Here is a 25,402-nt window from a genome sequence, read left to right on the forward strand (position 1 = left end):
GGTTTGTCCGGTATTTAAGGCAGCCGATTGCGCAGGGCAATGGTGGAGGTAAACACCCGGCGGATGCGGCGGTCGGTTGGGGTTACCGTGGCACCGTTGTAGGTGTAATCCAGTACTTGCGAGGCGATGTTGTTGTCTATGGTGCGGGCCAATAAGCTGATTCTAACGCTGGAGACATTATTCCAGTCCGCGACGTTATCAGCTGTCAGATAACGGTCGGCAGTGCTGTCGCCGTCGGTATCGATGCCATATAGAATTTGCATCTGTTCTATGCCTTCCACTAATTCCTCGGCGTCGGTTCTAATCCTTCTGCGGTACAAAGCCGGTATCCCGCCGGGGTTGCTACGTATGTAATAGCTGGTGGTCTGGGCCAGAAACAATTCGCCACCCTTGTAGTCCTTATTATTATTGTTCGCCGCGTTGAAGTTGGTGATTTGAAACACGGCTGCGGCTTGACAGTCGGAGACAATGGCGATGTCGCAGTTGTTGATGCCGGAATGGGATGTAACCATAGTGCCATTGGGGTTGACGCTGCGGATGGTGATGATGTCCGAACCGTTCAGCGGCGACGTGATGCTACCGTCGGCGGCCGGCAACCAGGTCGAGGTGGCGGTATCCCAGTTATTGCCTTGAATGGGGATGCCGAAGTTGAATAAATAGTTGGTGGCGTTATTCAGGGTGTTGGTAACGCTGGTGACCCGGCTCATGCAGCCAAGGAAACCCGCCATGCGAATATCGTAAGTCAAAAACTCCATCGCGAAACGACCGTTCTCCTGTAGACGCGACAGACTTTCCTGCATCCTGTAGGTCTGTTTGGTGTTGACGAATATCTGAATGACGCCGCCCAGCAGGAATGCGCCCAGCAGCATGGCAATCAGAAGTTCGATAAGCGTCATGCCTTGTTGGCGTTTGAGAGGCGTTTCTGCCTGTTCGGGGGCGTGAATGGGATGCAGGGCGGATTTGATGGTGTTGTCGAGTTCATCCACCGATTGACAAGTCAAAATGTCGTAAGGTGCTCTTAAACCAGCCAGTTTGTCGCATGCCAGGTTATAGGCTTGCCTGGCCTGTTGTTTTGAAACCAGGATTACCAAGTCAATATCGGAATAACCATGGAAGTTGCCGTTGGCGAAAGAGCCGAATAAATACACGGGGTAAGGAAAGTCCGAAAAGGCTTGCTCCAACGAGCGAATCACTTCTGCCTGTTTTTTGGCGCGCGCGGCATGAATAAAATTAGTGGGTTTCATAAACATTTTCCAAAAGCAATAATGTTTCGGTCAAGGTTTGCATGGCGGCCTGAGCTTGTTTCGACGTGATGATGTCTACCGGTGCATTTGATGAGGTTGGGTAACGGGCAATCGTCGTGTATTGGGTTAATTCTTTAAACCGGTCAATGTATTCGTCGTTGAATACGGTTTGAGTCAATGCCGCGTTGCAGTCTTTGGCAAGGTCGTGCACTGAATGCGTATGTCGAAAGGTTACGCCCGCATAGCTGAGTAAAAATTTTAAGGCTTTTTCTGTTGCCTGTTGTGCATGGTAACAAGCGCCATCCCATTTTTTAGCGTTTTGCAGAATGGTGGCCATTTCATAATCATTCAGGCTTTGCCGTAGCCAGGCGTAATGAGCCCCTTCATGTTTGGCGAGCGCTGCTAATGTGGGGATGTTCATAGTCGGAAGCTGGTTTGAAAGCTGGGGTTGTTGTCATCGTTGCCATCGTGATCGTCATCCCAGGTGATGGTAATGGTGTAAATATTGCCGTTGGCCGTCAACGTCCCGGCACCTGAGGGCAGTATGGTGGTTAGGTCTCTGTTCCATTCGAACAGGTCATTCTCGGCCATTTCGGCCCGGGTGCAGCCGGTGCTGGTGAGGCAATCGGCTTTTTCATCGGCTGCTGTCGGGGCGTCCCCAATATCCGTGTAGGTATCGACGGCCCTGGCGTTGGCGCGAATCCGGTCTGCCAGGTCGTAGGCCAGTTGGGTGGCTTGGCTGCGGTTGAAGGCGTCCTGATTGTTTCTCAGGCCGGTAGCCTGCATGCCGGCCAAGCCGAGCAAGCCAAGTGCCAGTATGACGACCGCAACCAATACTTCGATCAAGGTGAATCCGTGGTGTGTTTTCATTTGCTTAAAAACCACTGGTCGTTGTGCAAGAGCTAATGTTGGTTAACGATTGATTTTGATCACATTTAGAATTTTCGGGGATGCCATTATTATCACTGTCAGTACCTAGTCGAGTTCTGCCAATAGGATTGACAGTAATTAACTTAGCTGTTGTTAGTTGACTGTTATGACAAAGAACGATTGCGTTATGGAAATCCTCATTATCTGCGCACTTAGGTTGTTCGTTATCTGCGCACTTAGGTTGTTCGTTTACACCATTCGGCCCAAAAGTGATGAAAGAGCCAAAGTTAGTATTACCCCGCAAGGTGAAATTGGCCGGCAATGCTTGGTACACTCTCAACTGAATATCCGTAGTGGCATCAAGTACGTTTTCCTTGGCTGCCGTGGAGCGGTCGATGTCGACAAAGACCTGCCAGCCGTTCTCCCAATTGGTGCCGGTTTTTCTTACCACTACGTGTTGGCCGCGCTTGATGGCTTCGCTTCTGGCCATGTTCAATGCGGTAATGAATTCGTTTGCGTTAGCTGTCAGGCGGTTTTGCACCACAATGGCACTGAAGTTGGGTATGGCAATGCCCAGCAAAATGGCGGCAATCGCTATCGTCACCATGAGTTCTATCAGGGTAAAACCTAAACTTAAGACAGGTTTACTAAGCATGGTTGCCTCTGTTCAAGGTGTGCGGACGATATCGTCTTCGGTTGGAAAGGCTATCATAAAGCATTGTTTTATCTGTTAAACGAATCACACTATTGGGTTTGTTAGGATTTGGCTTGAGCTTGGTCTTGAAGGCGAGCGGTTCCGGCTGAATTTTTTGTTTCGCTAATAATAGATCAAGATTCAATTGTTGGTGGCTGGCGGGTTGGCGTGGATGCCGACGCATCGAGAGTGTTCGTGGTGACCGTCACCCGGTCCGCCGTCCTGTTTGAGGGCGGTTTGTCTGTTAATTGGATCGCATAAATGGTGATACGCGTTGTTTAGGTGCTTATTCTCTTTAAAATGGCAAGGCTTGGGCCGCTGAGTTCGATCTTGCTGTGTTTGCGGTGTGACCGGATTTTCAATGCGATGATTGTTAATTCGGTTTTTTTGGGTTTAGATATACCTACTTTCTTTTCAACAATTCTGGGAGTTCAACAGTGGCGACAATACTTGCGGTCGATGATTCCGCGTCCATGAGACAAATGGTTTCCTTTACTTTGAAGGGGGCCGGTTATGTAGTGGTGGAAGCCGTCGATGGCGTGGACGCCTTGAATAAAGCCAAGGCCCAGGCCTTCGATTGCGTGGTGACGGATGTTAATATGCCCAACAAGGACGGCATCAGCTTGATAAAAGATTTGCGGGCATTGCCCAACTATAAATTTACGCCGATGCTGATGCTGACCACCGAATCCGGCATGGACAAGAAACAGCAAGGCAAGGATGCCGGCGCGACCGGCTGGATTGTCAAGCCCTTCAATCCCGATCAATTGCTTAAAACCATCAAAAAAGTTTTGGGTTGATTAAGCCGGCCATCTCATAACATTCGCTGCACGGGTAAGGTTATGTCTATCGATATGGCGCAATTTCATCAGGTTTTCTTCGAGGAAAGTTTCGAGGGCCTGGATGCCATGGAATCGGGATTGCTGAATCTTGACATGGGTGACGTGAATGTCGACGAGATCAACACCATTTTTCGCGCGGCCCATTCGATCAAGGGCGGCAGCGGCACATTCGGTTTTACGGCCGTTTCGGATTTCACCCACGTCATGGAAACCTTGCTGGACGAGATGCGCGATGGCCGCAGATCGGTTACCCAGCCCGCCGTGAACGTATTGCTGGGTTCGGTGGATTGTTTACGGGAAATGCTGCGCGCCATTCAGGACGGTGTCGAGGTCGACCGGCACAGTGTCGACCTGCATAAGGCTGCCCTGGACAATGAATTGAACCATGCCTCTTCTCCGGCTCTGCTTGAAACCAGTCTTCCGCCGCCCGTTGTTGAAGCAGACGGGGCGGATGGGCAAATTTCCGGCTGGTCGATTGCATTCAGTCCGCATTTGCATCTTCTGAAAACCGGTAACGAGCCGGTGCGGATGTTTCGCGAATTGGCGAGCCTGGGCGATTTACGGGTAAGAGCGGATTTGCAGGGAGTGCCGGATCTTTACGATCTGGATCCGGAGGAATGCCATCTTTCCTGGAAGCTGGAACTGGAAGGCGATGTACCGCTTAACGAAATCGATGAGATATTCGATTGGGTGGAAGACGATTGCGATTTGGCCAAACAGCCGGTTTTTGCCGCGCGGGATGCTTATGCGGAACCGTTGCCCGACGACTGGAAGGCCGAGTCCGATGTGCAAGCTCCGGCCGCAGCATCGGTTGCGGCGCTGCCGACCATGGAATCTAAGCAGCCGAAAAAAGAGGAGCCAAAGGCTGCCGCGAAAGGGTCCAGTTCCATACGGGTGGATACCGGCAAGATCGATACCTTGATCAACATGGTGGGCGAGCTGGTGATTACCCAGTCCATGCTTAGTTTGATCGGCGAGCATTTTGAATTGAGCAAACTGGATCAGCTGAAAAACGGCTTGTCGCAGCTCGAGCGGCACACGCGCGAGTTGCAGGAAAGCGTCATGAATATTCGCATGATGCCCATCAGTTTCGTGTTCAGCCGTTTTCCCCGGCTGGCCCACGATATCAGCAGCAAATTGGGTAAAAAAATTGAATTGAAACTGGTGGGCGAGCATACCGAAGTCGATAAGACCGTGGTGGAACTGCTCAGCGATCCGCTGGTGCATCTGGTTAGAAACAGCCTGGATCACGGCATAGAGATGCCGGAAGCGCGGCTGGCGGCCGGCAAGCCGGAAACCGGCACGGTCACCTTGGAAGCCTATCATCGGGGCGGCAATATCGTGATAGAAGTCACCGATGACGGCAAGGGGCTGGATAAGGAAAAACTTAGGGCCAAGGCCGTCGAAAAAGGCTTGATAGAACCGGATGCGGTTTTAACCGATAAGCAGACCTACGAATTGATCTTCATGCCGGGGTTTTCCACCGCCGAAAAGCTCACCGACATTTCCGGGCGCGGTGTCGGCATGGATGTGGTGCGGCGCAATATTCAGGCGCTGGGCGGCAATATCGAAATTATTTCCACCCTGGGCAAGGGTTCCACCATTTCCATCCATTTGCCGCTGACGCTGGCCATTCTGGATGGACAGTCGGTTGCGGTGGGCGATGAGACCTATATCGTGCCCTTGGGCAGCATCATTGAATCGCTGAACATCAAGGAGGATAGGCTGAATCGGGTGGTGGGCAAGGGCGAAACCTTTCTGTTGCGCGGCCAATATCTGCCTATCATCCGGATGCACGAGATTTTTAAGGTGGTTTCCGCAAGGCACACTAAACTGACCGAAGGTTTGTTGGTGGTCGTGGAAGGGCAGGGTGTCAGATGCGGCTTGTTCGTGGATGATCTGCTCGGCCAGCAGCAAGTGGTCATCAAGTCGTTGGAAGCCAATTATCGGCGGGTGGAAGGCGTGTCGGGGGCGACGATTTTAGGAGACGGTTCGGTGGCGTTGATTCTTGATATTCCAGGCCTGGTGCGTCTGGCCAACCAGTAAAGACGGATAGCATGTCCAATACAGATACAGGCAAACCAGCGGAACAACGGGATAGGCGGTCGCTGGCCGAGCATGCCCAGTTTTTGAGCTTTAGCTTGGGTGGTGAAGAATACGGCGTGGATATTCTGCGGGTGCAGGAGATTCGCAGCTGGGAGCCGGTTTCGCGCATTCCCAATGTGCCGGCTTATGAAAAGGGCGTGGTGAATTTGCGCGGTGCCATCGTGCCTATCATCGATCTAAGGGAGCGTTTCGATTTGGGCCGCGGCCAATATACCCCGTTGACCGTGGTTGTGGTGTTGCAGGCCAGGATTGGCGACAAAGTCCGCGTCATGGGCGTAGTGGTGGATGCGGTATCCGATGTCATCGATGTGGAAAAAAACGCTATTCAGAGTTCTCCCGATTTTGGCACCAAGGTGAGTACCGAGTTCATCAATGGCTTGGTTTCCGTGAATAAACGCATGGTGATGCTGTTGGATGTGGACAAATTATTGCAACTGGACGGCGTGGATACCCTGACGGGCTTAGGTGAAGACGATGAAGAATAAAGAAAATGAACTGTTTGGCTGGGGATTAACGGAGAACTTGCAATGAAAATCAATCACCCCGTGACTGATCATGAAGTGATAATGACGCCGGGCACCATCCTGGTCACGCGCACCAATTTAAAGGGCATCATTACCTATGCCAACGATGCCTTCATTGAAATCAGCGGCTTCAGTAAGGACGAATTGATAGGCTCTAATCATAATGTGGTGCGTCATCCCGATATGCCGCCGGCGGCCTTTGCCGATTTATGGCAATGTCTGAAAGACGGCAAACCCTGGACCGCTCCGGTAAAAAACCGCACCAAGTCCGGCGATTATTATTGGGTGGAGGCCAATGTCACCCCCATTTATAAAAAAGGAAAGCTGCACGAATATTTGTCGGTACGCTATGCGCCCTCGCGCGAACAAATCGCGCAAGCCGAGGCTTTATACGATAAGTTGAATGCCGGCAAGGCCGCCATGAGGCCCACCGGCTTGGCCGCCGTTTGGCACAAGGCGGCCGGCATGAGCCTATGGAAAAAGGCCGGTCTGGCGTATACCTTGCTTTTGTTGCCCGTGGTGGGCGGGTTGGTTTCCTATTATCAGCAGCAGCAATGGCTGGAGTTGGCGGTTTGTGCGATAGCTTTGTTGTTGGGCACTTTGTTGGGCTTCGGCCTGATCAAAAGCTTTATCGACGGGGTGGAAGGCGCCATCAAAATTTGTTATCGGCTGGCCGACGAACAGTTCAGAAACAAAATCGATCTTGATAGTGGCGATCAATTGGGCGATTTCAAGCGAGCCCTGTATGGCATGCAAGTCAAGTTGAACGCCGATATGGCCTACACCAAGCAGGTGGCGGCCGAGGCAACCCGGATCAAGCAAGCCCTGGATAACGTGCAGTCCTGCGTGATGGTGGCGAACAACGAGCTCGACATCATTTATATGAATAACACCGTGCTGGAGATGTTCCAAAACGCGGAAGCCGATATTCGCACCCAACTGCCGAAATTTGACGCCAACAAATTGATGGGCGCCAATATCGACCAATTCCATAAAAATCCGGCCCATCAGCGCGGCTTACTGGCGGCCTTGAATAAAACCTTCAGTTCGGAGTTGGAGATCGGCGGCCGGCATATGAATATCGTTGCCAATCCGGTCAGAAACGACCAGGGCGAACGCATTGGCGTGGTGGTGGAGTGGCTGGACAGGACCGGCGAAGTCAAGGTCGAGCATGAAATCGAGGAAATCGTCGAAAGCGTCAAAATCGGCCGCTTGGATAAACGCCTGTCGTTGGCCGACAAACAAGGCTTTTTTGCCAAGTTGAGCGAAGGCATCAATGAGTTGACCGATGTGATAGAGCGGGTATTTCAGGACATCGGCAGCACGATGGAAAGCATGTCCGAGGGCGATTTGACCAATCGTATTACCAGCGAATATCAGGGTGTTTATCTGAATTGCAAAAACGATATCAATGCCACTATCGATAAACTGAGCGAAATTTTCGGTCAAGTGAACGAGTCGGCTCATTTCATCAATAATTCGTCGCAGGAAATAGCCAGCGGTAATAACAATCTCTCGCAGCGCGCCGAGCAGCAGGCGGCCAATCTGGAGCAGACGGCGGCCAGCATGGAAGAGTTGACCAGCACGGTCAAGAACAACGCCGACAATGCCCAGCAGGCCAATCAGGTGGCAAGCAGTGCCCGCGAACTGGCTGAAAAAGGCGGCAGCGTGGTAACGGCGGCGGTTGCGGCAATGCAGGAAATCAACGAAAGCAGCAACAAAATCGCCGATATCATCGGTGTGATCGATGAAATCGCCTTCCAGACCAATCTGTTGGCGCTGAACGCTTCGGTGGAGGCGGCAAGAGCGGGCGAGCAGGGGCGCGGTTTTTCCGTGGTGGCGACCGAGGTTAGAAATTTGGCCCAGCGCAGTGCCACGGCGGCGCGCGAAAGCAAGGAACTGATACAAAGCAGCGTGCAGAAAGTGCGGGCCGGCAGCGAGTTTGTCAATCAAACCGGAGCGGCCTTGACCGAGATCGTCGGCAGCGTGAAAAAAGTCGGCGATATCGTGGCGGAGATTGCCAACGCCAGCGTCGAACAGTCCGCCGGTATAGCCCAGGTCAATCAGGCCGTGGCGCAAATGGACGAAATCACCCAGCAGAATGCGGCTCTGGCCGAACAGGCTTCGGCCGCCAGCGTATCGATGAGCGACTTGTCCACCAACATGGTCGAATTGTTGTCGTTTTTCAAGCTGGATGACGGCGGTAACGAACATCCGGTTGCCGAAAGACACGACCACTCGCGCTCCTCGACCGGCACGGCGGCAAAAGCCGGCGCGACTTTTACGCCTAGGCAACCCGCTTATAAAAGTGCCGCCAGTGACGAGGAGTGGCAGGATTTTTGATGATGCCGTATTTATTTAGCCTCTCCAAGGATATGCCGTAATGAGCACCGAAGCCAAGTCTGATATCGACGCTGAACAATTTCTGACCTTCGAGTTGGCGGGCGAGGCCTATGGCATAGAAATTTTGAAGGTACAGGAAATTCGTGGCTGGGAACCGATCAGGAAAATCCCCAACACGCCGGCTTACCTGAAGGGCGCATTGAATTTACGCGGTTCCATCGTACCTATCGTGGATTTGCGCGAGCGGTTTAGCATGGAACTGGTCGACTATACCCCGACCACGGTCGTCATCGTTTTAAGCATTCGGACTGAAACCGCCGAAAATTCGGTCATGGGTATCGTGGCGGATGCGGTATCCGATGTGTTGGATATCGACCCGAATGAAATCAAGGCCTCTCCCAATCTGGGCGCCAAAATCAATACCCGCTATATTCGGGGCATGTATGTGGGTAAGGGGAACATGGTGATGCTGTTGGATGTGGATAAATTGCTGAACCCGGATGAATTCATGGATATTGCCGCATTGCCTTTTAATCCCGAGGCTAAATGACCAGCAGAATCGTTGCCGTACTGAATCAGAAGGGCGGGGTAGGGAAAACCACGACAACCGTTAATCTGGCCCATGCCTTGGCCCGAATGGGCAGGAAAGTCACGGTGATCGATTTCGATCCGCAATGCCATCTGGCGGTGGCGCTGGGCGTGGTATCCAAGCAGCAGAGCGGGATAGATGAGGTCATGTTGGGGAATGCCGATTTTGCCGGGCAGCAAATTCCGGTTCGCGATAATCTGAATCTGATCGTGGCCGGACCGCGCTTGCAGGAAATCGAGCAGTTAAGCGACAGCGCATCCCGTCGGGGGGATTTGTTGCGCAAGGCCCTGGCTCAGGGAACCGGCGATAGAGATTTGGTGTTGATCGACTGTCCGCCTTCGTCGGGTATATTGGTAGCGAACGCCCTGTTTGCCGCCGAGGAATTGTTGGTGCCGATGACCAGCGACTATCTGGCATTGCAGGGCTTGTCCCATCTGATGGGTACGATCAAAAAGTTCGAGGCGGCTTTAAATAAAAAATATCGCCTGCTTATTGTGATGTCGCGCTTCATACCGACGCGCAGGCTTTCCAGGGATGTTTTGCATACCGTAAAAAAGTATTTTCCGGCACAGATTTTGGCAACGCCCATCAGGGAAACGGCGTCGTTGGCGGAGTGCCCCAGTTTCGGTAAAACCGTGTTCGAATATCGCCCGGGTTGGCGTTCGGCAAGGGATTTCGAAGCATTGGCGGACGATTTTTTAACCGGCAGGGTGATGTAATGGCGGAGCAAGATGAAAGCAGTATGATCGGTTACGATCCCCTGGCTTGGTTACACGATTCGCCGGAAGCGGAGAATACAAAGTCCACAGCCGTGCCCGAATCCCGGCCGGCGCCGGCCGGGGCCGGGGGCGTCGATGAGGAAGGCGATGCGTCCGAGTGCGAAGATATCGCTGCCCGGGCCGTGGAAGCAGCGCAGAATGTTGTTGAGCCGGATGTGCCGGTCGAATGGGATGAGACGGAGGCGGACCTAACGGATCTGGCCTTGCAGTCGGCTCCCGATCAAGGCCAGTCCGCGGAATCCTCCGGTCATATAGCGTTGGAGCCGGTACAGAGCATTCAGACGGTCGGCGAGTTACATCGGCGCTTGCTGGATATGCTGGATAGTTGCAACAAAATCGACATAGACGCTTCCGCCGTCTCGCAAATCGATACCGCCACCCTGCAGTTGTTGCTGGTGTTAAAGCTGACCGCGGTCAAGCAGCAGAAAGAAGTCAGTATCGATTTTCCGTCCGAAAAATTTATGGAAGCCGCCGATTTGTTGGGCTTATCTGAAATGTTGAGTGTCGATCGGGCTGTTGCGGGTTTTTTCTGAACCGGGGCTGTTCCGATAACCGTTTGCAAGGGGCATTGATAAAGTGGCTGGTATCGATAAAGCGCGGGAGTTCGAATACACCCTGGACGATTTTAATTTTTTACGCAAAATATCGAACCGGCATTCCGGCATTTTGGTGCCGGACGACAAGTTCGATATGTTTTATTCCAGGTTATCGAAGCGGGTCAGGCGCTTGGGCTTTAATCGTTTTGCCGAGTATTGCCAATACTTGCAGGATCATCCGGAGCAGGAGTTTACCGAATTCATCAACGCCGTTACCACAAATCTGACCTCATTTTTCCGGGAGATGCACCATTTTGAGTTCGTCGCCCAAACCCTGTTGCCGGAACTGCTGAAAAAAAATCAGGCACAAAAGCAAATCAGGGTATGGTCGGCGGGCTGCTCGACCGGGGAAGAGCCCTATTCCTTGGCAATGACGCTGCTGGAAAACGTACCGAGGGACTGGGACATAAAAATTCTGGCGACCGATCTGGATACCAACGTGCTGGCCGTGGCGGCCGAAGGCGTCTATCCGCTGGATCGCGTAGCCACAATTGGCGAACAACGCTTGCGCGACTGGTTTCAGAAAGGCTCGGGCAGCCAAAACCACAAAGTCCGAATCAAGTCGCCGGTACGTCAGCTTATTCATTTCAAACAACTGAATCTTATGCAAGATTGGCCGATGAAAGGCGGTTTTGATTTTATTTTTTGTCGTAACGTATTGATTTATTTCGATAGGGAAACGAAGCAGCGCCTGGCGAACCGCTACGCCGGCCTGTTGCGGGCTGGCGGGTATTTGTTCATCGGTCATTCCGAATCATTACATCAGCTCGATACGCCATTTACGCTGTTGGGAAATACCATATATCAATATGAAAAAAACAGGATATGACAACTCATAGGGAAATCGTTGGGCCGGCATCCATTCCAGGTTTTGAAAATATCAATCGCTACTGGGATAAGGAAAATCATTTGATCTCGGCGAAATTGTTGCCTGGCGATTACTACGTGACCAAGGATAATGAGATGATAACCACGGTGCTGGGATCCTGCGTGTCTGCCTGTATCCGGGACAACGTGTTGGGAATAGGCGGCATGAATCATTTCATGTTGCCGGAAACCAGCCGCTCGCGCTTGAACTCCAGGGAAGAAGCCGTGGTGGGTACGGCGTTGCGCTATGGCAATTACGCCATGGAACATCTGATCAATACCATATTGCAATACGGCGGCAAGCGGAAAAATCTGGAAGTCAAGTTGTTCGGCGGCAGCAAGATCATCGCTACGCTGGGCGACGTGGGCGCCAGGAACATTGAGTTCGTGCTGGATTACGTCGATATGGAAGCGCTTAAACTGGCCTCGCACGATTTGGGCGGCATTTATCCGCGCAAAGTCAATTTCTTCCCGCAATCCGGTCGGGTCAGAATGAAAAAGATCAAGGATTTACACAACGAAACCATTGTCCTGCGCGAAAAACGCTACGGGTCGCAAATCAGGGATATCTCTGTTGAAAGTAGCATAGAATTATTTTAGGACCGATATGGATAAGATAAAGCTGTTGATCGTGGACGATTCGGCGTTGATCAGGCAGATGCTAAAGCAGATTTTTAGCGAAACCGAGGATATTGAGGTGGTTGCCACGGCCAGCGACCCCTTGATCGCCCGGGATAAAATCAAGGCCTTCAATCCGGACGTGTTGACCCTGGATGTGGAAATGCCGCGGATGGACGGCTTGACCTTTTTGCGTAATCTGATGCGGCTGCGCCCGATGCCCGTGGTGATGATTTCCACCTTGACCGCCAAGGGCGCCGAAGTCACCTTGGAGGCGCTGTCGCTGGGGGCGGTCGATTTCGTCGCCAAGCCCAAGGCGGATGTGCCGAAAGCCCTGGAAGACTATGCGGATGAAATCGTCAGAAAAGTGCGGATGGCCGCCAAGGTCAAAGTCAAGGCCCTGGAATTCGCCAAACCTACGGCCGAACAGGGCAAAGCCGTTCCGGGACGGCATTTTCAAACCACCGACAGGATTGTGGCGGTCGGCTCGTCCACCGGCGGAACCGAAGCCTTTAAACATCTGGTAAGAATGTTGCCGGCCGATGCGCCGGCCATGGTCGTTACCCAGCATTTACCTGTCAGTTTCAGCGTGTCCTTTGCCAAGCACATCGACGAGGCGGGGCCGATGAAAGCCTGTATCGCCGCGGATGGCCAATCGATACAGCCGGGTAATATTTACATTGCGCCCGGCGACAGGCATCTACGGGTCGGTCGCGACGGTGCCCGCTATATTTGCCGTCTGGACGACGGTCCCGTGGTCAACCGACATAAGCCTTCGGTGGAAGTGTTATTCGATTCGATGGCGGAAAATGTGGGTAAGAATGCCATCGGTCTGATGTTGACCGGCATGGGGGCGGATGGCGCCAATGCCATGTTGCGGATGCGGGAAGCGGGAGCGTTCAATATCGTGCAGGATGAGTCCAGTTCGGTGGTTTGGGGGATGCCGGGCGAAGCATTCAAACTGGGAGCCGCGCATGAAGTCCTGCCCTTGGACAATATTGCCGCGCGAATCATGACTCTGATCAACTGATATGGCTATGACCGACTTTTTAGCAGTTAACCGCGCATTGCTGTTCGTTACGGCCTTGCTTGCCTTATCCCCCTTGCTGTTGCCCGCCGGCTTGGGCACTTGGCTGCCGGTTCCGCTGATCGCATTGTTGTGGATGAGAAAGGCCGGCGTGTTGCAGCGGCAGTTGCGGCATGCGGCGGAGTTGGAGTCAAAGCGGCGGGACGACGACAGATTGAACCGTTGCATAGATCGCTATGTAGCCGGTTTAAATGAATGCCTGAGCGATGAGTCGGGGAATTTTTACGCGGAACTGCAACAGCTTAAGTCCATGGTGGCCGATGCGGTAAGCACCATGTCCGGCAGTTTTAACAGTTTGCACCATTTGACGGCCGGCCAGGCCGCGATTGTCAAAACCTTGGTGCACGATTTGGATAGCTCAACCGCAAAACAACAGGGGACCATGGGTTTTCAACAATTTGCCGAGGAAACCGACAGCGTGTTGAGATTTTTTATTGACCATATTTTGCAAATCAGCAAGCAAAGTATCGAAATGGTCGGCGTTATCAATGACGTGGGCACCAATATGGCGAAGGTCGAGACATTGTTGGTGGATGTGCAAAAAATTGCCGATCAAACCAATTTGCTGGCGCTGAATGCCGCGATAGAAGCGGCTCGGGCGGGCGAAGCCGGCCGGGGGTTTGCGGTGGTGGCGGATGAAGTGCGGAATTTGTCCAAAAATTCGGACAAATTCAGTGAAGAAATCAAAACCGTGGTGAATGCATCGAAAAACAATATCCAACAGGCTCACACCATTATTGAAATGATGGCGTCCAAGGATATGAACATTGCGCTGAGCTCGAAAGATAAAATAGATTCCATGATGACCAGTATTGCCTCCATGAACAGCAAGGTCTCGAAAAGCATCGCGGAAGTTTCCGCCTTGACGGGCAAGGTCGAGTTGAGCGTCAACGACGCCGTGCGAGGCTTGCAGTTTGAGGATATGTGCCGGCAATTGATTGAGTTTTTACAAACGAACACGCAACATTTTCAAGCGGTGGCCGACGAAGTGGCGATCGGCATGGGCGTGTTCAAGACTACGGATAGCGCAACGTGGGAGCGGCAACTGGATGAAGGTGTCAAACGCTTGCGCTCCATGCGGGAGCAGTGGCGGTCGGCGAGTAGTAAAGCCGTATCGCAATCGTCGGTGGAAGAGGGCGATATCGAGTTATTTTAAAATCGGCAATTTTTGGGATTTGCCAACAATCGGGGTATTGAAATGAGTTTTGAATCAAAAATTGAGTCCGGCACGCTGTATATCAAGATCGGCGGCAGATTCGACTTCAGTTTGCATAAGGAGTTTAGGGACGCGTCAAACCTGATCGTTGCGGATATCTTGAAAATAGAAGTGGATTTGGCCGCCACCCATTATCTGGATAGTTCGGCCTTGGGGATGTTGCTGGTTTTGCGTGATAAGATTGCCGGCAATAAAGAGTCCGTGGTGATCAAGGGCGCCACGGCGGATGTCAGAAAAATTCTCCAAATTGCCAATTTCGACAAGCTTTTCAGCATTGTTTAGATAATCCCCTGTTTTCTTTTCCCGGTTAAATCCCCGTATCCGGCTGTTTCAGGCCGGAAATTCCAAATGAGCAAACAAACGAATTTTTCCAACCTTGACTTTGTCAGGGACTTTTTTCACCGGTTCTTACCCAATTCGCAAGTCGTTTCATTGGCGTTGAGTCTTTTTTTCGGCTCGGTATTGGTCTACAGCCTTTCCGGTTTATTGATGCCGGTGTTTGCATCGGTGGTACTGGCGTATTTGTTGGAAGGTTTGGTGAGCAAATTGGAGCGGCGTGCCTTGCCCAGGGTTGTGGCGGTACATGCGGTGTTTTTCGCGTTTTTGGCGGTACTGGGTTTTATCCTGTTCGTACTGATTCCCATGGTGTCGGAACAAACCGTGCAATTGGTGCAACGCATACCGGAAATGGTGTCCAGCGCGCAAAGCCAAATCATGCGCTTGCCGGACATGTATCCGGAGTTCATAACCCAGAATCGCATCAGGGAAATCATGTTTTCCGTGCAGCAGGATTTGTTGAAATACGGGCAGGATGTCATTTCCGGCTCGGCGCAATCCTTTGCCGGTTTGCTGGCGGCGGTCATTTACCTGTTTCTGGTGCCGATGATGGTATTTTTCTGCATGAAGGACAAGGATTTGTTGATCGCCTGGTTTGCCCAGTTTTTTCCCACCGACATGACCTTGACCTTGCGGGTTTGGCGGGAAGTGGATGCCCAAATCGCCAACTATGTCAGGGGCAAGTTTCTTGAGGTGTTTATCCTCTGGGCCGTCAGCTATCTGACCTTTGCCTTGTTGCATTTGAACTATGCCATGTTATTGGCGGTGTTGATGGGGCTGTCGGTGGTGATTCCTTATGTGGGGGCCACGCTGGTGACCCTGCCTGTATTGGGCGTGGCTTATGTGCAGTGGGGGGTGAGCGGCAACGATGAATTCATGTATGTGTTGATCGCGTATTCCATTATTCAAGCCATCGACGGGGTGGTGCTGGTTCCCTTGCTGTTTTCGGAAGCGGTCAATCTGCATCCGATTGCAATTATCGTGGCCATTTTGTTTTTTGGCGGCCTATGGGGCTTTTGGGGAGTGTTTTTCGCCATCCCGCTGGCCACGCTGGTGAAAGCCGTGTTGACCGCATGGCCGAGAGCGGGTCAGGTGTCGACGCTGGAGGGCGGATTATAAATTGTCGGAGGCGAAATCGGCCAAGCGCGAACGTTCGCCGCGCCGCAAGGTGATATGCGCGCTGTTCTCCCAGTTTTTGAAGCGATCCACCACATAGGTCAAACCCGAGCTGGTAGCCGTCAGATAGGGGGTGTCGATTTGCGACAGGTTGCCGATGCAGATGATTTTGGTGCCGGGGCCGGCTCGGGTAATCAATGTTTTCATTTGCTTGGGCGTCAGGTTTTGCGCTTCGTCGATGATCAAATAACGGTTTAAAAAAGTTCGCCCGCGCATGAAGTTCAGCGAGCGTATTTTTACCCGGTTCATCATCATATTGTGCGAAGCGCCTTGTTCCCAGTCGGTGCTGCCGGAACGGCTGCCCAATAACTCCAGATTGTCCATCAAGGCCCCCATCCACGGCGCCATTTTTTCTTCCTCGGAACCGGGCAGGAAGCCGATATCCTCGCCCACCGGCATGGTTTCCCGGGTCATGATGATTTCCAGAAAGGCCTTGTGTTCCATGGTCAGGGACAGGCCGGCGGCCAGGGCCAGCAAGGTTTTACCGGTGCCGGCGGTGCCCAGCAGGGTTACAAAGTCGACATCGGGGTCGAGCAGGGCATTCAGGGCAAAATTCTGCTCGCGGTTTTTGGCGCTGACGCCCCAGACGCTTTGGTGCTTGGTGCGAAAATCACGGGCCAGTTGCAGTACCGCCGTTTCGCCGTCGCAGGTTTTGACGATGGCTTCGAAGCCGGATTCGTCATCCAGATATAAAAATTGGTTGGGATACCAATCCGCCACGTGCGGGCCATGTATGCGGTAAAAGGTTTGATTGTTCTGTTGCCAGGACTCCATCTTGCCGCCGTGTTCTTCCCAGAAATCCGCTTCCAGCGCCATGGCTCCGCTGTATAGCAAGTCAATGTCTTCGATGGTCTGGTCGTTATGATAGTCCTCGGCGTTGATCTGCAAGGCCGCCGCCTTGATGCGCATGTTGATGTCCTTGGACACCAAAATGACATTGACGTCCGGATATTCCTTGCTCAGCGCCAGCACTATGCTCAGAATCGAATTGTCGGCGATTTGTCCGGGCAGGTCTTCCGGCAGCAGATGTTTGAGTTGCCGGGTTTGAAAATACAGGCGGCCGGGCGATTCGACATTGCCGCCGGCTGGACCGTGTTCGATGCGAGACAGCGGCAGGCCTTCGTTGATGGTGTGCTGGTCGGCGTCGCGTATCAGTTCATCCATGAAACGGCTGACCTGGCGCACGTTGCGCGAGACGTCGGAAAGGCCTTTTTTGGCGTGATCCAATTCTTCCAAAACCACCATGGGAATGAAGATGTTGTGTTCCTGAAAGCGGAAAATCGAGGCCGGATCGTGCATCAGTACGTTGGTATCCAGCACGAACAGTTTTTTGGTGGAAGAATGAATATTCATGGCGTCCTTGGTCGAGTAGGTCGGATTGTTATTGATTTTATGCCCGCGAGTAGTTCTACTCCATCTGCCGAGCCGCCGTCAACTGGCCCGGGCCAGCGGCGGGCGCCAAGTCGCGGTATCGCGGATGTGGTTTGTATTGCTTGTTTAATTACACTAGAATGCGCCGTTGGCTACAGGTTACAGCGATGTATTTTTAAATCATTTTTGGTGTCCAGTTATGGCATTTTCAGGATCAAACCAGCCGGATTTGGATTGGAGCCAAATCAGGGAAACCGTTAAGTTGCTGGCTGTTTCGGTGGCTCAGGTGGAGGGCAGTTTGAAGATCGGCGATGAGTCTGTCAGCGTGTTGGCCGCCTCCTTCACGGAAATGGTGGACGACATGAGTGCCATCCAGGACGCCCTGGAGGCCTTGCCGCCCAGCGAGCAGCGCGACTCGGCGCTACGGCATTGCTCGACCACCCAGGAAAAAATCTATACCTCCATCTTTGCCTTTCAGTTTTACGACCGCTTGCAGCAATGCCTTGAGCACGTGTCGATCGGGCTTAAGGGCTTGTCGTCCATCATCGAAACGCCAAATCGCTTGTATAATCCGGCGGAATGGTGCCGCTTTCAGGAAGAAATACGCGGACGCTATACGATGGAAACCGAAAAAATCATGTTCGATGCCATTCATGAAGGCAAAACCATAGAAGAGGCTTTGGCATTGGCAAACGACTACAGCGGCAAGTCGTCCGAAGACGAAATCGAAATCTTTTAATCGCCACGAATTTTTAAGTTGTAAATGAAAAACAAAGTCCTGTTATGTCTTCTCCCGCTCTGGCTGTTAAGCACGGGTTGCAGCACATTCACCGAACAAACTCCGCCCAAGCCGGTTGCCAAGGTCGTCAAACCGAAGTCGCCGCAAGCTCCCGGCGCCAACCTTCAAAAGCCCCAGCCGAAACCTTACGTCGCCAAAAAGCCGGTTCCCGGCAGCGGAACCGCCACCTATGCCATCGACGACGGCAAAACCGATTTTAAAGTCGAGCCCAGCCTGCCGGCATTCAGAGCCGAGCCGCTGACGCCGCCGCTTGATCCGCTTCCCGAGGTTCCGTCGGCCGGCGCGGTGCCGGCAGCGCCCGCGTTGCCGGCTTTTGCAGTCGAGGAAGCCCGCGTCCCCACTGGCACGCCGCCGGCCGTCCTGGCCTTGCTGACCGAGGCTGATCGTAATCGCGTGGCGGGAAATCTGGATGCGGCAGTGGTATCCACCGAGCGCGCGCTGCGTATCGATTCGCGCAATCCCACCCTCACTTACAAATTGGCCCAGCTCAGGATCAAACAGAACAAGCCGCAACTGGCCGAGGAGTTGGCCGGCAAGGCGGCCTTGCTGGCGGGTAGCGATCTGGATTTAAAACGCAAGAGCTGGTTATTGATCGCCGAAGCTCGCCGCATGCAACAAAACTATCAAGGCGCCAAGGAAGCCAAGGCCAAATCGGAAAGCTTTTTCGGCCGTTGATGGAACAGGTTTTTAGTTTTTGTGACCGATCTTAGCGAGGTCTTTGGCGACGGCGGCGCGTTGGCAAGTGTCATCTCGGCGTATTCGCCGCGCGCTGCCCAGATTGAAATGGCGCAAGCCATCGCCGACGCGATAGCCGATCAGAGGCATCTGATCGCGGAAGCCGGCACCGGCACCGGAAAAACTTTTGCCTATCTGATTCCGGCGATTTTATCCCGCAAAAAGGTCATCGTCTCCACCGGCACCAAAAATCTGCAGGATCAGCTGTTCAATAAAGACATCCCGCTCATCCGTAAAGCGCTGCCGCGCATGCCCTTCAAAGCCAGCTTGTTGAAGGGTCGCGGCAATTATCTATGCACCTATCGATTGGAACAGGCATTGAATGCTTCGTTCGGCTACGGCAAGGAAGAGGCTGCCGCCCTGGCGCAAATCAAGGCCTGGTCCAAGCGCACCAAGGTCGGCGACGTCTCGGAAGTAGTGGATGTACACGACGGCGATCCGGTCTGGTTTCATGCCACATCTACCGCCGATAATTGCTTGGGTCAAGACTGCCCGGACTATGCCGACTGCTTTTTGACCAAGGCCCGCAAGCAGGCTCAGGAAGCGGATATCGTGGTGGTGAATCACCATTTGTTATGCGCCGACTGGTCGATACGCGAAATCGGTTTCGGCGAATTGTTGCCGGATGCCGAAGTGGTCATTATCGACGAGGCTCATCAACTGGCCGATACCGCATCGAATTTTTTGGGCGTAACGCTCAGCGGCAAACAATTGACCGATCTGGCCGACGATACGCTGGCGGAATACTTTACCGATGCCAAGGATATGCCGGATCTGCGGACGGCTTGCGAAGATTTGCAATTGGAAGTCAAGGATATGCGGCTGGCCTTCGGTCTGGAATTGCGCCGAGGCGATTGGCGGGATATCGAAACCAACCCCAAATTAGTCGGTGCATTGGAGTCCTTGCAAAAACAACTGGCCCGACTGACTAATCAACTGGAACGCGCTTCGGTGCGCGGTAAAGGCTTGGAGTCCTGCTTCGATAGGGCGGAAACGCTGGATATGCAACTGGAAACCCTGATTAACGACCAGGACGGACAGTGGATCAAATGGTACGAAACCTACAGCAAGTCGTTTACCCTCAGCCGCACGCCGCTGGATATCGCCAAGGAATTCCGGGGCTTCATGGCTCGGCACAAAGCCAGCTGGATATTTACCTCGGCCACCTTAAGCGTGGCGAACAATTTCGTCCACTTTGCCAAAAGCTTGGGTTTAAGCAGCGAACTGGGCCGCAGTTGGGAGAGTCCCTTCGATTATCCCAATCAGGCCTTGTTTTATCACCCCAAGGGGTTGCCGCAACCCAGCGATCCGGCGTTTACCGACAAGATCCTCGAGTTCGCCCTGCCGGTATTGGAAGCCAGCCGGGGGCGGGCGTTTTTTCTGTTTACCAGTCACCGGGCCTTGCAGCGGGCCGCGCAATTGTTGGAAGGCAAAATCGATCATCCCTTGCTGGTGCAAGGCAGTCGCTCAAAAGGCGTTTTGCTGGATCAGTTCAAGGAATTGGGTAATGCGGTGTTGTTGGCCACCGCCAGCTTTTGGGAAGGCGTGGACGTGCGCGGCGATGCTTTGTCTTGCGTGATTATCGACAAGTTGCCGTTTGCCTCGCCGGGCGACCCGGTACTGAAGGCGCGCATGAATGCGCTGGAGAAACAGGGCCGCAACCCGTTCTTCGAGCAGCAACTGCCCGCCGCCATCATCATGCTGCGGCAGGGGGTGGGACGCTTGATTCGGGATGTCAACGACAGGGGCGTGTTGATGGTGTGCGATCCGCGCCTGCTGAAAAAGTCCTATGGACAGATGTTTTTGGATAGCGTGCCGGCGATGAGGCGCAGCCGGGATATTGAAGATGTAAGGCGATTTTTTGCCGGCGAGGAATAGCGTTGAAATTATTGGCAGTAGAAACCTCCACCGATGCCTGTTCGGCGGCCTTGTTTATCGACGGCGAGATCAGGGAAAAATTCGAACTGGCCCCGCGCGAGCACACCAAGCTGATTTTACCGATGATAGACAGTTTGATGGCGGACGCCCAACTCAAGCCGCAACAGCTCGATGCGGTGGCCTTGAGCCGGGGGCCGGGCTCGTTTACCGGCGTGCGCATCGCCACCGGGGTGGTGCATGGGATTGCCTTCGGCGCTGATATTCCGGTGGTGCCGGTATCCACGCTGGCGGCCATTGCCCAGGATTTTTTCGACCGCCAGCCGGAGGATGCGGCATTTGTTGCCATGGATGCCCGCATGCATGAAATTTTTTGGGGCGTTTATCGGCGCAATACGCTGGGTTTGGCGAAATTGCTGGGCCACGAAGCGGTCACGCCGGCCGGCGAGGTGTCGTTTCCGGACCTGACGGGCGCCGGCGTGGGGTCCGGTTGGACCGTGCACGGCGAAACTTTGGGAGCGCTTTTGGGCTCGCGGGTGAAAAAGATCGACAGCGAAGTCTGGCCGCGCGCCGCCTGCATTGCTCGCTTGGGCGCGCATGATTTTGCCAACGGTCTGGCCGTGCCGGTCGAACAGGCAATGCCGGTTTATCTGCGGGACAAAGTCGCTAAAAAGCAGTCGGAAAGATAAGGTACAATGGCCGCTATTTAAGCCTTATCAGCGCACATGGCCGAGTTTCTGGAAATCCACCCGCAAAATCCGCAACCACGATTGATTCAGCAGGTGGTGAATGTCATCCGGAACGGCGGGGTTATCGTCTATCCAACCGATGCTTCCTATGCCTTGGGGGCGCAAATCGGCGACAAGCAGGCCATGGATAGCATGCGGCGCATCCGCCGCCTGGACGACAACCACAATTTCACTTTGCTGTGCAACGATTTGTCGCAAGTATCGACCTTCACCAAAATGGGCAACGATGCCCACCGCCTGATCAAAAAACTCACGCCCGGTCCGTTTACCTTTTTATTGGATGCCACCCGCGAAGTACCGCGCCGCCTGCAGCACCCCAAAAAGAAAACCATAGGCGTGCGGATTACCGATAACAATATCGCCAGGGCCTTGCTGGAACAACTGGGCGAGCCCTTGCTGACCACGACCCTGATTTTGCCGGGCGAGGACGAGGCCATGGCCGACCCCTACGACATCCGGCAAAAGCTGGACCGCGAGTTGGACTTGATCGTCGACGGCGGTATCATCGATTATAAGCCGACCACCGTGATCGCCTGCATGGACAATGTGATAGAGATTGTCAGGCAGGGTATCGGTCAGGCACCCATGTTGGAGAATTGAATATGATGGACGAACTGACGCTGGTACAGCGCATAGTGGTATGGCTGTTACCGGTGGTTTTTGCCATTACCGTGCATGAGGTGGCGCACGGCTGGATGGCTAAGCAATACGGTGACAAGACCGCCGATCAACAAGGCCGCTTAACACTCAATCCCTTGAAACATATCGATCCGGTCGGGACCATTATCGTGCCGGGCCTGTTATTGATTACCTTTACCGGGTTTATTTTTGGTTGGGCCAAACCGGTACCGGTCGATGCGCGCAATTTCAAAAACCCTAAAAAAGCCATGATGATGGTGGCATTGGCCGGGCCGCTATCCAATCTGTTGATGGCCGTCGGCTGGGCCTTGCTGATACGCCTAGGGGTGGCCATTGAGGTGGAATACGTTTCCATGCCTTTGATTTACAGCGGAGTAGCTGGCATCACCATCAATCTGGTGTTGGCCTTGATCAACCTGCTGCCCATTCCGCCGCTGGACGGCAGCCGCGTTCTGTCCGGCCTGCTGCCCGACTACTGGGCTTGGCGTTATAATCAGTTGGAGCGTTGGGGTTTTTTGATTCTACTGATATTGTTGGCCAGCAATGTATTGAGCATGGTTTTGGCTTATCCGCTGTATTATGTTCAACAGCTTTTTTTTAATCTGGCCGGATTGTGAAATCGTTTAATCGTCCTGGCTGCGTTAATGGCGCACAGCCATGAATTCGGATGCCTTGGAATCGAGGTCCGAGATTCCCCTGCCGCTAGCCATGGTACAGGGTCAACCTTACCAGGACCTGCCCGACGATCTGTATATTCCGCCCGATGCGCTGACCGTATTTCTGGAGGCGTTCGAAGGGCCGTTGGATTTATTGCTTTATTTGATTCGGCGGCAGAATCTGGATATTCTGAATATTCCGATTGCGCAGATTACCAAACAATATATTGCCTACATCGATATGATGGACAGCCTGCGCTTGGAATTGGCGGCGGAATATCTGGTGATGGCGGCGTTGTTGGCGGAAATCAAATCGCGCATGCTGTTGCCTCGCCAACCGGAAAGCGAAGAGGAAGAAGAGGACCCGCGGGCGTTTCTGATTCGCAAGCTGCAGGAATACGAGGCTATAAAAAAAGTGGCCGAAGAAATCGACATGCTGCCTCGCAACGAGCGCGATACTTTTGAAGTTACGGTCGATACGTCCACGGTCATTGTCAGCCAAATTCAGCCGGATGTGGAACTCAAGGAATTATTGCTGGCGTTTCAGGATGTTTTGAAACGCGCCCGGCAACTCAGTCACCATCAAATAACCAAAGAGCCCTTATCAGTCCGTGAACGAATGGCAGCCATTTTGGAAAAACTTAACCGAACAGATCAACTCCCTTTCGCAGCGTGTTTTACCGGAAGTGAAGGAAAAAACGGGGTGGTTGTCGCGTTTCTTGCCATCCTTGAGCTCTCCAAGGAACGAATCGTCGACATCATCCAGCCAGAGCCCTACGCCGCCATTTATATCGGAATCCGCGCCAACGCCGATAGCGGCGATTGACGAAGCGCCAGCGGAAATTTCAAGCGACCATGTCGTTCCGGAGATTAAAGCCAAGCCCCGCAAGTCCAGAGCAAAACCGGCTCCCGTTACGGTGGTGGTGCAAGCGCGGCGGAAGGCGATTCGCTTTCCCAAAGTGTGGACGCCGGAACTGCGCGGGCGGCTTACCATCCGGACGCCCGCCAAGGTCCGTAAACCCGTTGCGCGCTTGCCGGCCGGCTGGGCGGTTACACTGCGCGCCAATGCCGGCGGGCCGATAAGTATTGAATGCCGACAACCTTTATCCGTATTATCGACAGAGTTTGACGTGAATACCAAACGCATCGTGGAAGCCATTTTGTTTGCCGCCAATAAACCCATGACGGTCAAGCAAATTCAGGAAACCTTTCCCGAACTGGAACAACCGGACACCCTGGAAATCCAGAACGCCCTGGAGGCGATTGCCCAGGATTATCTGACCCGGCCCATAGGGTTGAAAAAGCTGGCCAGCGGCTACCGGTTTCAGGTCAGGGAAGGCCTGGCGCAGTGGGTGACGCGGCTGTTCGAGGAAAAGCCGCCGCGCTATTCCAGGGCCCTGTTGGAAACCTTGTCCATCATCGCCTACCGCCAGCCGGTGACGCGTGGCGAAATCGAGGATATACGCGGCGTCAGCGTCAGTTCCGGTATCATCCATACCTTGCTGGAACGCGAATGGATACGCGTGATTGCGCATAAGGAAGTACCCGGCCGGCCGGCCCTATACGGCACCACCAAACAATTCCTGGATTATTTCAATCTGAGTTCCTTGAGCGAATTGCCGACCTTGGAAGAAATTACCCAGCTGGATTTTAGTAACGAATCACCAGAGCAGGATTCCCGTGAAACAGCGCAAACAGACCCCGTCGACACCCAAATCTCCAGCGAATCCGAGGGACGCCAAGCCGAGTCCGCTTCGCGCTCCTCGGCCGAAACCGCCGGTAGCGAAAAAAGAACCCTCCATTAAGCCCGCCGCTGGCGGCGAACGCATTCAGAAATTGCTGGCGCGGGCCGGATTGGGTTCCAGAAGGGAAATCGAGCGCTGGATAGAGGAGGGTAAGGTTACCGTTAACAATCAGCCTATCCAGCCCGGTTATCATTTAAAGCCCGGCGATTTTTTGCAGATCAACGGCCGGGTGGTCAAGTGGGAAAAATACGCCGAGCAACCGACCCGGGTACTGGTCTACCACAAACCCGTGGGGGAATTGGTCACCCGGCGGGATCCCGAAGGGCGGCCGGTGATTTTTACTCAGTTGCCGCGTTTGGCCGTGGGACGCTGGATTGCGGTAGGCCGTCTGGATATCAATACCTCCGGTTTGATATTGGTAACCAACAACGGCGAACTGGCCAATCGCTTGATGCATCCGTCGCGGCAGGTCGAGCGGGAATATGCGGTGCGCATTTTGGGAGAAGTCGATGAGGCCATGATGCAGCGCTTGCGTGACGGAGTCGAACTGGAGGACGGCCCGGCCCACTTCGATGACGTGCGTTTTTACGCCGGCGAGGGCGCCAACAAATGGTTTTATGTCACGGTCAAGCAAGGCCGCAACCGTTTGGTGAGGCGCTTGTGGGAATCGCAAGGCGTCAAGGTCAGCCGGCTGATCCGGGTACGTTATGGCGACGTAACGTTGCCGGAAAAAGTCAGGGCGCACTCCTTTTACGAGTTGGAGGCGGCTGAGTTGAGGGACTTGCTGGGGTTTGTCGGCTTATAGCGGGCTCGCCGCACTCGGGGTCCGAAAAGGGTGGGGCGGGCAGTAAGTCGGTTCTTAACCTAAATCTCACTAAACCTTAATATTTTTGTAATACATTAATAGTGGAAAGTGCCTTAGAATAGACCCTAAGGGATTTAATGG

The 25,402-nt window shown here is 53.4% G+C and carries 27 protein-coding genes; 22 read left to right on the forward strand and 5 right to left on the reverse strand.

Features of this window, described 5'->3' with window-relative positions; genetic code table 11:
• Nucleotides 1-14: 14 nt before the first annotated feature.
• The 4 genes from NP590_RS13975 to NP590_RS13990 are packed head-to-tail and all read right to left on the reverse strand — an operon-like array spanning nt 15 to nt 2,769.
• On the reverse strand, nt 15-1,244 hold the full coding sequence (locus tag NP590_RS13975; RefSeq protein ID WP_256603131.1) for a PilW family protein: 1,230 nt from the start codon (nt 1,242-1,244) through the stop codon (nt 15-17).
• On the reverse strand, nt 1,231-1,665 hold the full coding sequence (locus NP590_RS13980; protein WP_256603133.1) for a HEPN domain-containing protein: 435 nt from the start codon (nt 1,663-1,665) through the stop codon (nt 1,231-1,233). Before NP590_RS13980 ends, NP590_RS13975 begins: the two co-directional genes overlap by 14 nt.
• On the reverse strand, nt 1,662-2,114 hold the full coding sequence (pilV, locus tag NP590_RS13985) for a type IV pilus modification protein PilV (RefSeq protein ID WP_256603134.1): 453 nt from the start codon (nt 2,112-2,114) through the stop codon (nt 1,662-1,664). Before pilV ends, NP590_RS13980 begins: the two co-directional genes overlap by 4 nt.
• A 4-nt stretch (nt 2,115-2,118) precedes the next feature.
• The gene (locus NP590_RS13990) at nt 2,119-2,769 is read right to left on the reverse strand and encodes a GspH/FimT family pseudopilin (RefSeq protein ID WP_256603136.1); all 651 of its coding nucleotides are present in this window, start codon (nt 2,767-2,769) and stop codon (nt 2,119-2,121) included.
• Between the two features lie 476 nt (nt 2,770-3,245).
• On the opposite strand from NP590_RS13990, the gene NP590_RS13995 reads away from it, so the two are divergent.
• From NP590_RS13995 to NP590_RS14055, 13 genes are all read left to right on the forward strand, one after another.
• Nucleotides 3,246-3,608, forward strand: coding sequence for a response regulator (locus tag NP590_RS13995; RefSeq protein ID WP_256603138.1), 363 nt, complete (start codon nt 3,246-3,248; stop codon nt 3,606-3,608).
• Between the two features lie 42 nt (nt 3,609-3,650).
• Nucleotides 3,651-5,696: a chemotaxis protein CheA gene (locus NP590_RS14000; protein WP_256603139.1), complete on the forward strand. Its 2,046-nt coding sequence runs from the start codon at nt 3,651-3,653 to the stop codon at nt 5,694-5,696.
• An 11-nt stretch (nt 5,697-5,707) separates the two neighbouring features.
• Nucleotides 5,708-6,241: a chemotaxis protein CheW gene (locus NP590_RS14005; RefSeq protein WP_256603140.1), complete on the forward strand. Its 534-nt coding sequence runs from the start codon at nt 5,708-5,710 to the stop codon at nt 6,239-6,241.
• 42 nt (nt 6,242-6,283) lie between these two features.
• Entirely contained in the window at nt 6,284-8,623 is a 2,340-nt protein-coding gene (locus tag NP590_RS14010; protein WP_256603142.1) for a methyl-accepting chemotaxis protein, read from the forward strand.
• Nucleotides 8,624-8,663: 40 nt separating this feature from the next.
• Nucleotides 8,664-9,173 (forward strand): chemotaxis protein CheW, encoded by a 510-nt coding sequence (locus NP590_RS14015; RefSeq protein WP_256603143.1) that lies wholly within the window; start codon nt 8,664-8,666, stop codon nt 9,171-9,173.
• Nucleotides 9,170-9,931 carry a ParA family protein gene (locus NP590_RS14020; RefSeq protein WP_256603144.1) on the forward strand — a complete coding sequence of 254 codons (762 nt, stop codon included), beginning with the start codon at nt 9,170-9,172 and terminating at the stop codon, nt 9,929-9,931. Before NP590_RS14015 ends, NP590_RS14020 begins: the two co-directional genes overlap by 4 nt.
• Entirely contained in the window at nt 9,931-10,524 is a 594-nt protein-coding gene (locus NP590_RS14025; RefSeq protein WP_256603145.1) for an STAS domain-containing protein, read from the forward strand. The genes NP590_RS14020 and NP590_RS14025 overlap by 1 nt, the downstream gene beginning before the upstream one ends.
• 43 nt (nt 10,525-10,567) lie before the next feature.
• Nucleotides 10,568-11,416: a CheR family methyltransferase gene (locus NP590_RS14030; RefSeq protein ID WP_256603146.1), complete on the forward strand. Its 849-nt coding sequence runs from the start codon at nt 10,568-10,570 to the stop codon at nt 11,414-11,416.
• Complete coding sequence (gene cheD / locus NP590_RS14035) at nt 11,413-12,054, forward strand: chemoreceptor glutamine deamidase CheD (RefSeq protein ID WP_256603147.1); 642 nt, start codon at nt 11,413-11,415, stop codon at nt 12,052-12,054. Before NP590_RS14030 ends, cheD begins: the two co-directional genes overlap by 4 nt.
• Nucleotides 12,055-12,061: 7 nt before the next feature.
• Complete coding sequence (locus NP590_RS14040) at nt 12,062-13,102, forward strand: protein-glutamate methylesterase/protein-glutamine glutaminase (protein ID WP_256603148.1); 1,041 nt, start codon at nt 12,062-12,064, stop codon at nt 13,100-13,102.
• Between the two features lie 7 nt (nt 13,103-13,109).
• Nucleotides 13,110-14,315, forward strand: a complete 1,206-nt coding sequence (locus NP590_RS14045; protein WP_256603149.1) for a methyl-accepting chemotaxis protein — start codon at nt 13,110-13,112, stop codon at nt 14,313-14,315.
• Between the two features lie 42 nt (nt 14,316-14,357).
• Nucleotides 14,358-14,657 carry an STAS domain-containing protein gene (locus tag NP590_RS14050; RefSeq protein ID WP_371927309.1) on the forward strand — a complete coding sequence of 100 codons (300 nt, stop codon included), beginning with the start codon at nt 14,358-14,360 and terminating at the stop codon, nt 14,655-14,657.
• Nucleotides 14,658-14,723: 66 nt separating this feature from the next.
• On the forward strand, nt 14,724-15,830 hold the full coding sequence (locus NP590_RS14055; protein WP_256603151.1) for an AI-2E family transporter: 1,107 nt from the start codon (nt 14,724-14,726) through the stop codon (nt 15,828-15,830).
• Here the strand turns inward: NP590_RS14055 and NP590_RS14060 are convergent.
• Nucleotides 15,825-17,240, reverse strand: coding sequence for a PhoH family protein (locus NP590_RS14060; protein WP_256603153.1), 1,416 nt, complete (start codon nt 17,238-17,240; stop codon nt 15,825-15,827). The two genes, NP590_RS14055 and NP590_RS14060, sit on opposite strands and share 6 nt — an antisense overlap.
• A 217-nt stretch (nt 17,241-17,457) precedes the next feature.
• Here NP590_RS14060 and NP590_RS14065 point away from each other — a divergent pair, with 217 nt between their 5' ends.
• From NP590_RS14065 to rluB, 9 genes are all read left to right on the forward strand, one after another.
• Nucleotides 17,458-17,997 (forward strand): hypothetical protein, encoded by a 540-nt coding sequence (locus NP590_RS14065; RefSeq protein WP_256603155.1) that lies wholly within the window; start codon nt 17,458-17,460, stop codon nt 17,995-17,997.
• Nucleotides 17,998-18,021: 24 nt separating this feature from the next.
• The gene (locus NP590_RS14070) at nt 18,022-18,732 is read left to right on the forward strand and encodes a tetratricopeptide repeat protein (RefSeq protein WP_256603157.1); all 711 of its coding nucleotides are present in this window, start codon (nt 18,022-18,024) and stop codon (nt 18,730-18,732) included.
• Between the two features lie 21 nt (nt 18,733-18,753).
• The gene (yoaA, locus tag NP590_RS14075) at nt 18,754-20,670 is read left to right on the forward strand and encodes a DNA repair helicase YoaA (RefSeq protein ID WP_256603158.1); all 1,917 of its coding nucleotides are present in this window, start codon (nt 18,754-18,756) and stop codon (nt 20,668-20,670) included.
• Between the two features lie 2 nt (nt 20,671-20,672).
• Complete coding sequence (tsaB, locus tag NP590_RS14080; RefSeq protein ID WP_256603159.1) at nt 20,673-21,356, forward strand: tRNA (adenosine(37)-N6)-threonylcarbamoyltransferase complex dimerization subunit type 1 TsaB; 684 nt, start codon at nt 20,673-20,675, stop codon at nt 21,354-21,356.
• Between the two features lie 36 nt (nt 21,357-21,392).
• Nucleotides 21,393-22,016 (forward strand): L-threonylcarbamoyladenylate synthase, encoded by a 624-nt coding sequence (locus NP590_RS14085; protein WP_256603160.1) that lies wholly within the window; start codon nt 21,393-21,395, stop codon nt 22,014-22,016.
• 2 nt (nt 22,017-22,018) lie between these two features.
• The gene (locus tag NP590_RS14090; protein WP_256603161.1) at nt 22,019-22,672 is read left to right on the forward strand and encodes a site-2 protease family protein; all 654 of its coding nucleotides are present in this window, start codon (nt 22,019-22,021) and stop codon (nt 22,670-22,672) included.
• Between the two features lie 40 nt (nt 22,673-22,712).
• Entirely contained in the window at nt 22,713-23,537 is an 825-nt protein-coding gene (locus tag NP590_RS14095; RefSeq protein ID WP_256603162.1) for a segregation and condensation protein A, read from the forward strand.
• 304 nt (nt 23,538-23,841) lie between these two features.
• Complete coding sequence (gene scpB, locus NP590_RS14100) at nt 23,842-24,516, forward strand: SMC-Scp complex subunit ScpB (RefSeq protein ID WP_256603163.1); 675 nt, start codon at nt 23,842-23,844, stop codon at nt 24,514-24,516.
• The gene (gene rluB / locus NP590_RS14105) at nt 24,512-25,261 is read left to right on the forward strand and encodes a 23S rRNA pseudouridine(2605) synthase RluB (RefSeq protein ID WP_256603181.1); all 750 of its coding nucleotides are present in this window, start codon (nt 24,512-24,514) and stop codon (nt 25,259-25,261) included. Before scpB ends, rluB begins: the two co-directional genes overlap by 5 nt.
• Nucleotides 25,262-25,402 lie beyond the last annotated feature (141 nt).

Origin of the sequence: Methylomonas subterranea, from assembly GCF_024505185.1 — a bacterium.
Classification (GTDB): Bacteria; Pseudomonadota; Gammaproteobacteria; order Methylococcales; family Methylomonadaceae; genus Methylomonas; species Methylomonas subterranea.

Bases quoted from the DNA above. Each gene is read 5' to 3' on its own strand.
- NP590_RS14025 (WP_256603145.1), top strand. From the start codon at position 9,931: ATGGCGGAGCAAGATGAAAGCAGTATGATCGGTTACGATCCCCTGGCT.
- NP590_RS13980 (WP_256603133.1), bottom strand. From the start codon at position 1,665: ATGAACATCCCCACATTAGCAGCGCTCGCCAAACATGAAGGGGCTCAT.
- NP590_RS14045 (WP_256603149.1), top strand. From the start codon at position 13,110: ATGACCGACTTTTTAGCAGTTAACCGCGCATTGCTGTTCGTTACGGCC.
- NP590_RS14055 (WP_256603151.1), top strand. From the start codon at position 14,724: ATGAGCAAACAAACGAATTTTTCCAACCTTGACTTTGTCAGGGACTTT.
- NP590_RS13990 (WP_256603136.1), bottom strand. From the start codon at position 2,769: ATGCTTAGTAAACCTGTCTTAAGTTTAGGTTTTACCCTGATAGAACTC.
- NP590_RS14085 (WP_256603160.1), top strand. From the start codon at position 21,393: ATGGCCGAGTTTCTGGAAATCCACCCGCAAAATCCGCAACCACGATTG.
- NP590_RS14090 (WP_256603161.1), top strand. From the start codon at position 22,019: ATGATGGACGAACTGACGCTGGTACAGCGCATAGTGGTATGGCTGTTA.
- NP590_RS14040 (WP_256603148.1), top strand. From the start codon at position 12,062: ATGGATAAGATAAAGCTGTTGATCGTGGACGATTCGGCGTTGATCAGG.
- NP590_RS14095 (WP_256603162.1), top strand. From the start codon at position 22,713: ATGAATTCGGATGCCTTGGAATCGAGGTCCGAGATTCCCCTGCCGCTA.
- cheD (WP_256603147.1), top strand. From the start codon at position 11,413: ATGACAACTCATAGGGAAATCGTTGGGCCGGCATCCATTCCAGGTTTT.
- NP590_RS14005 (WP_256603140.1), top strand. From the start codon at position 5,708: ATGTCCAATACAGATACAGGCAAACCAGCGGAACAACGGGATAGGCGG.
- NP590_RS14050 (WP_371927309.1), top strand. From the start codon at position 14,358: ATGAGTTTTGAATCAAAAATTGAGTCCGGCACGCTGTATATCAAGATC.
- NP590_RS14070 (WP_256603157.1), top strand. From the start codon at position 18,022: ATGAAAAACAAAGTCCTGTTATGTCTTCTCCCGCTCTGGCTGTTAAGC.
- NP590_RS13975 (WP_256603131.1), bottom strand. From the start codon at position 1,244: ATGAAACCCACTAATTTTATTCATGCCGCGCGCGCCAAAAAACAGGCA.
- NP590_RS14060 (WP_256603153.1), bottom strand. From the start codon at position 17,240: ATGAATATTCATTCTTCCACCAAAAAACTGTTCGTGCTGGATACCAAC.
- NP590_RS14015 (WP_256603143.1), top strand. From the start codon at position 8,664: ATGAGCACCGAAGCCAAGTCTGATATCGACGCTGAACAATTTCTGACC.
- NP590_RS14065 (WP_256603155.1), top strand. From the start codon at position 17,458: ATGGCATTTTCAGGATCAAACCAGCCGGATTTGGATTGGAGCCAAATC.
- NP590_RS14000 (WP_256603139.1), top strand. From the start codon at position 3,651: ATGTCTATCGATATGGCGCAATTTCATCAGGTTTTCTTCGAGGAAAGT.
- NP590_RS14010 (WP_256603142.1), top strand. From the start codon at position 6,284: ATGAAAATCAATCACCCCGTGACTGATCATGAAGTGATAATGACGCCG.
- NP590_RS14020 (WP_256603144.1), top strand. From the start codon at position 9,170: ATGACCAGCAGAATCGTTGCCGTACTGAATCAGAAGGGCGGGGTAGGG.
- pilV (WP_256603134.1), bottom strand. From the start codon at position 2,114: ATGAAAACACACCACGGATTCACCTTGATCGAAGTATTGGTTGCGGTC.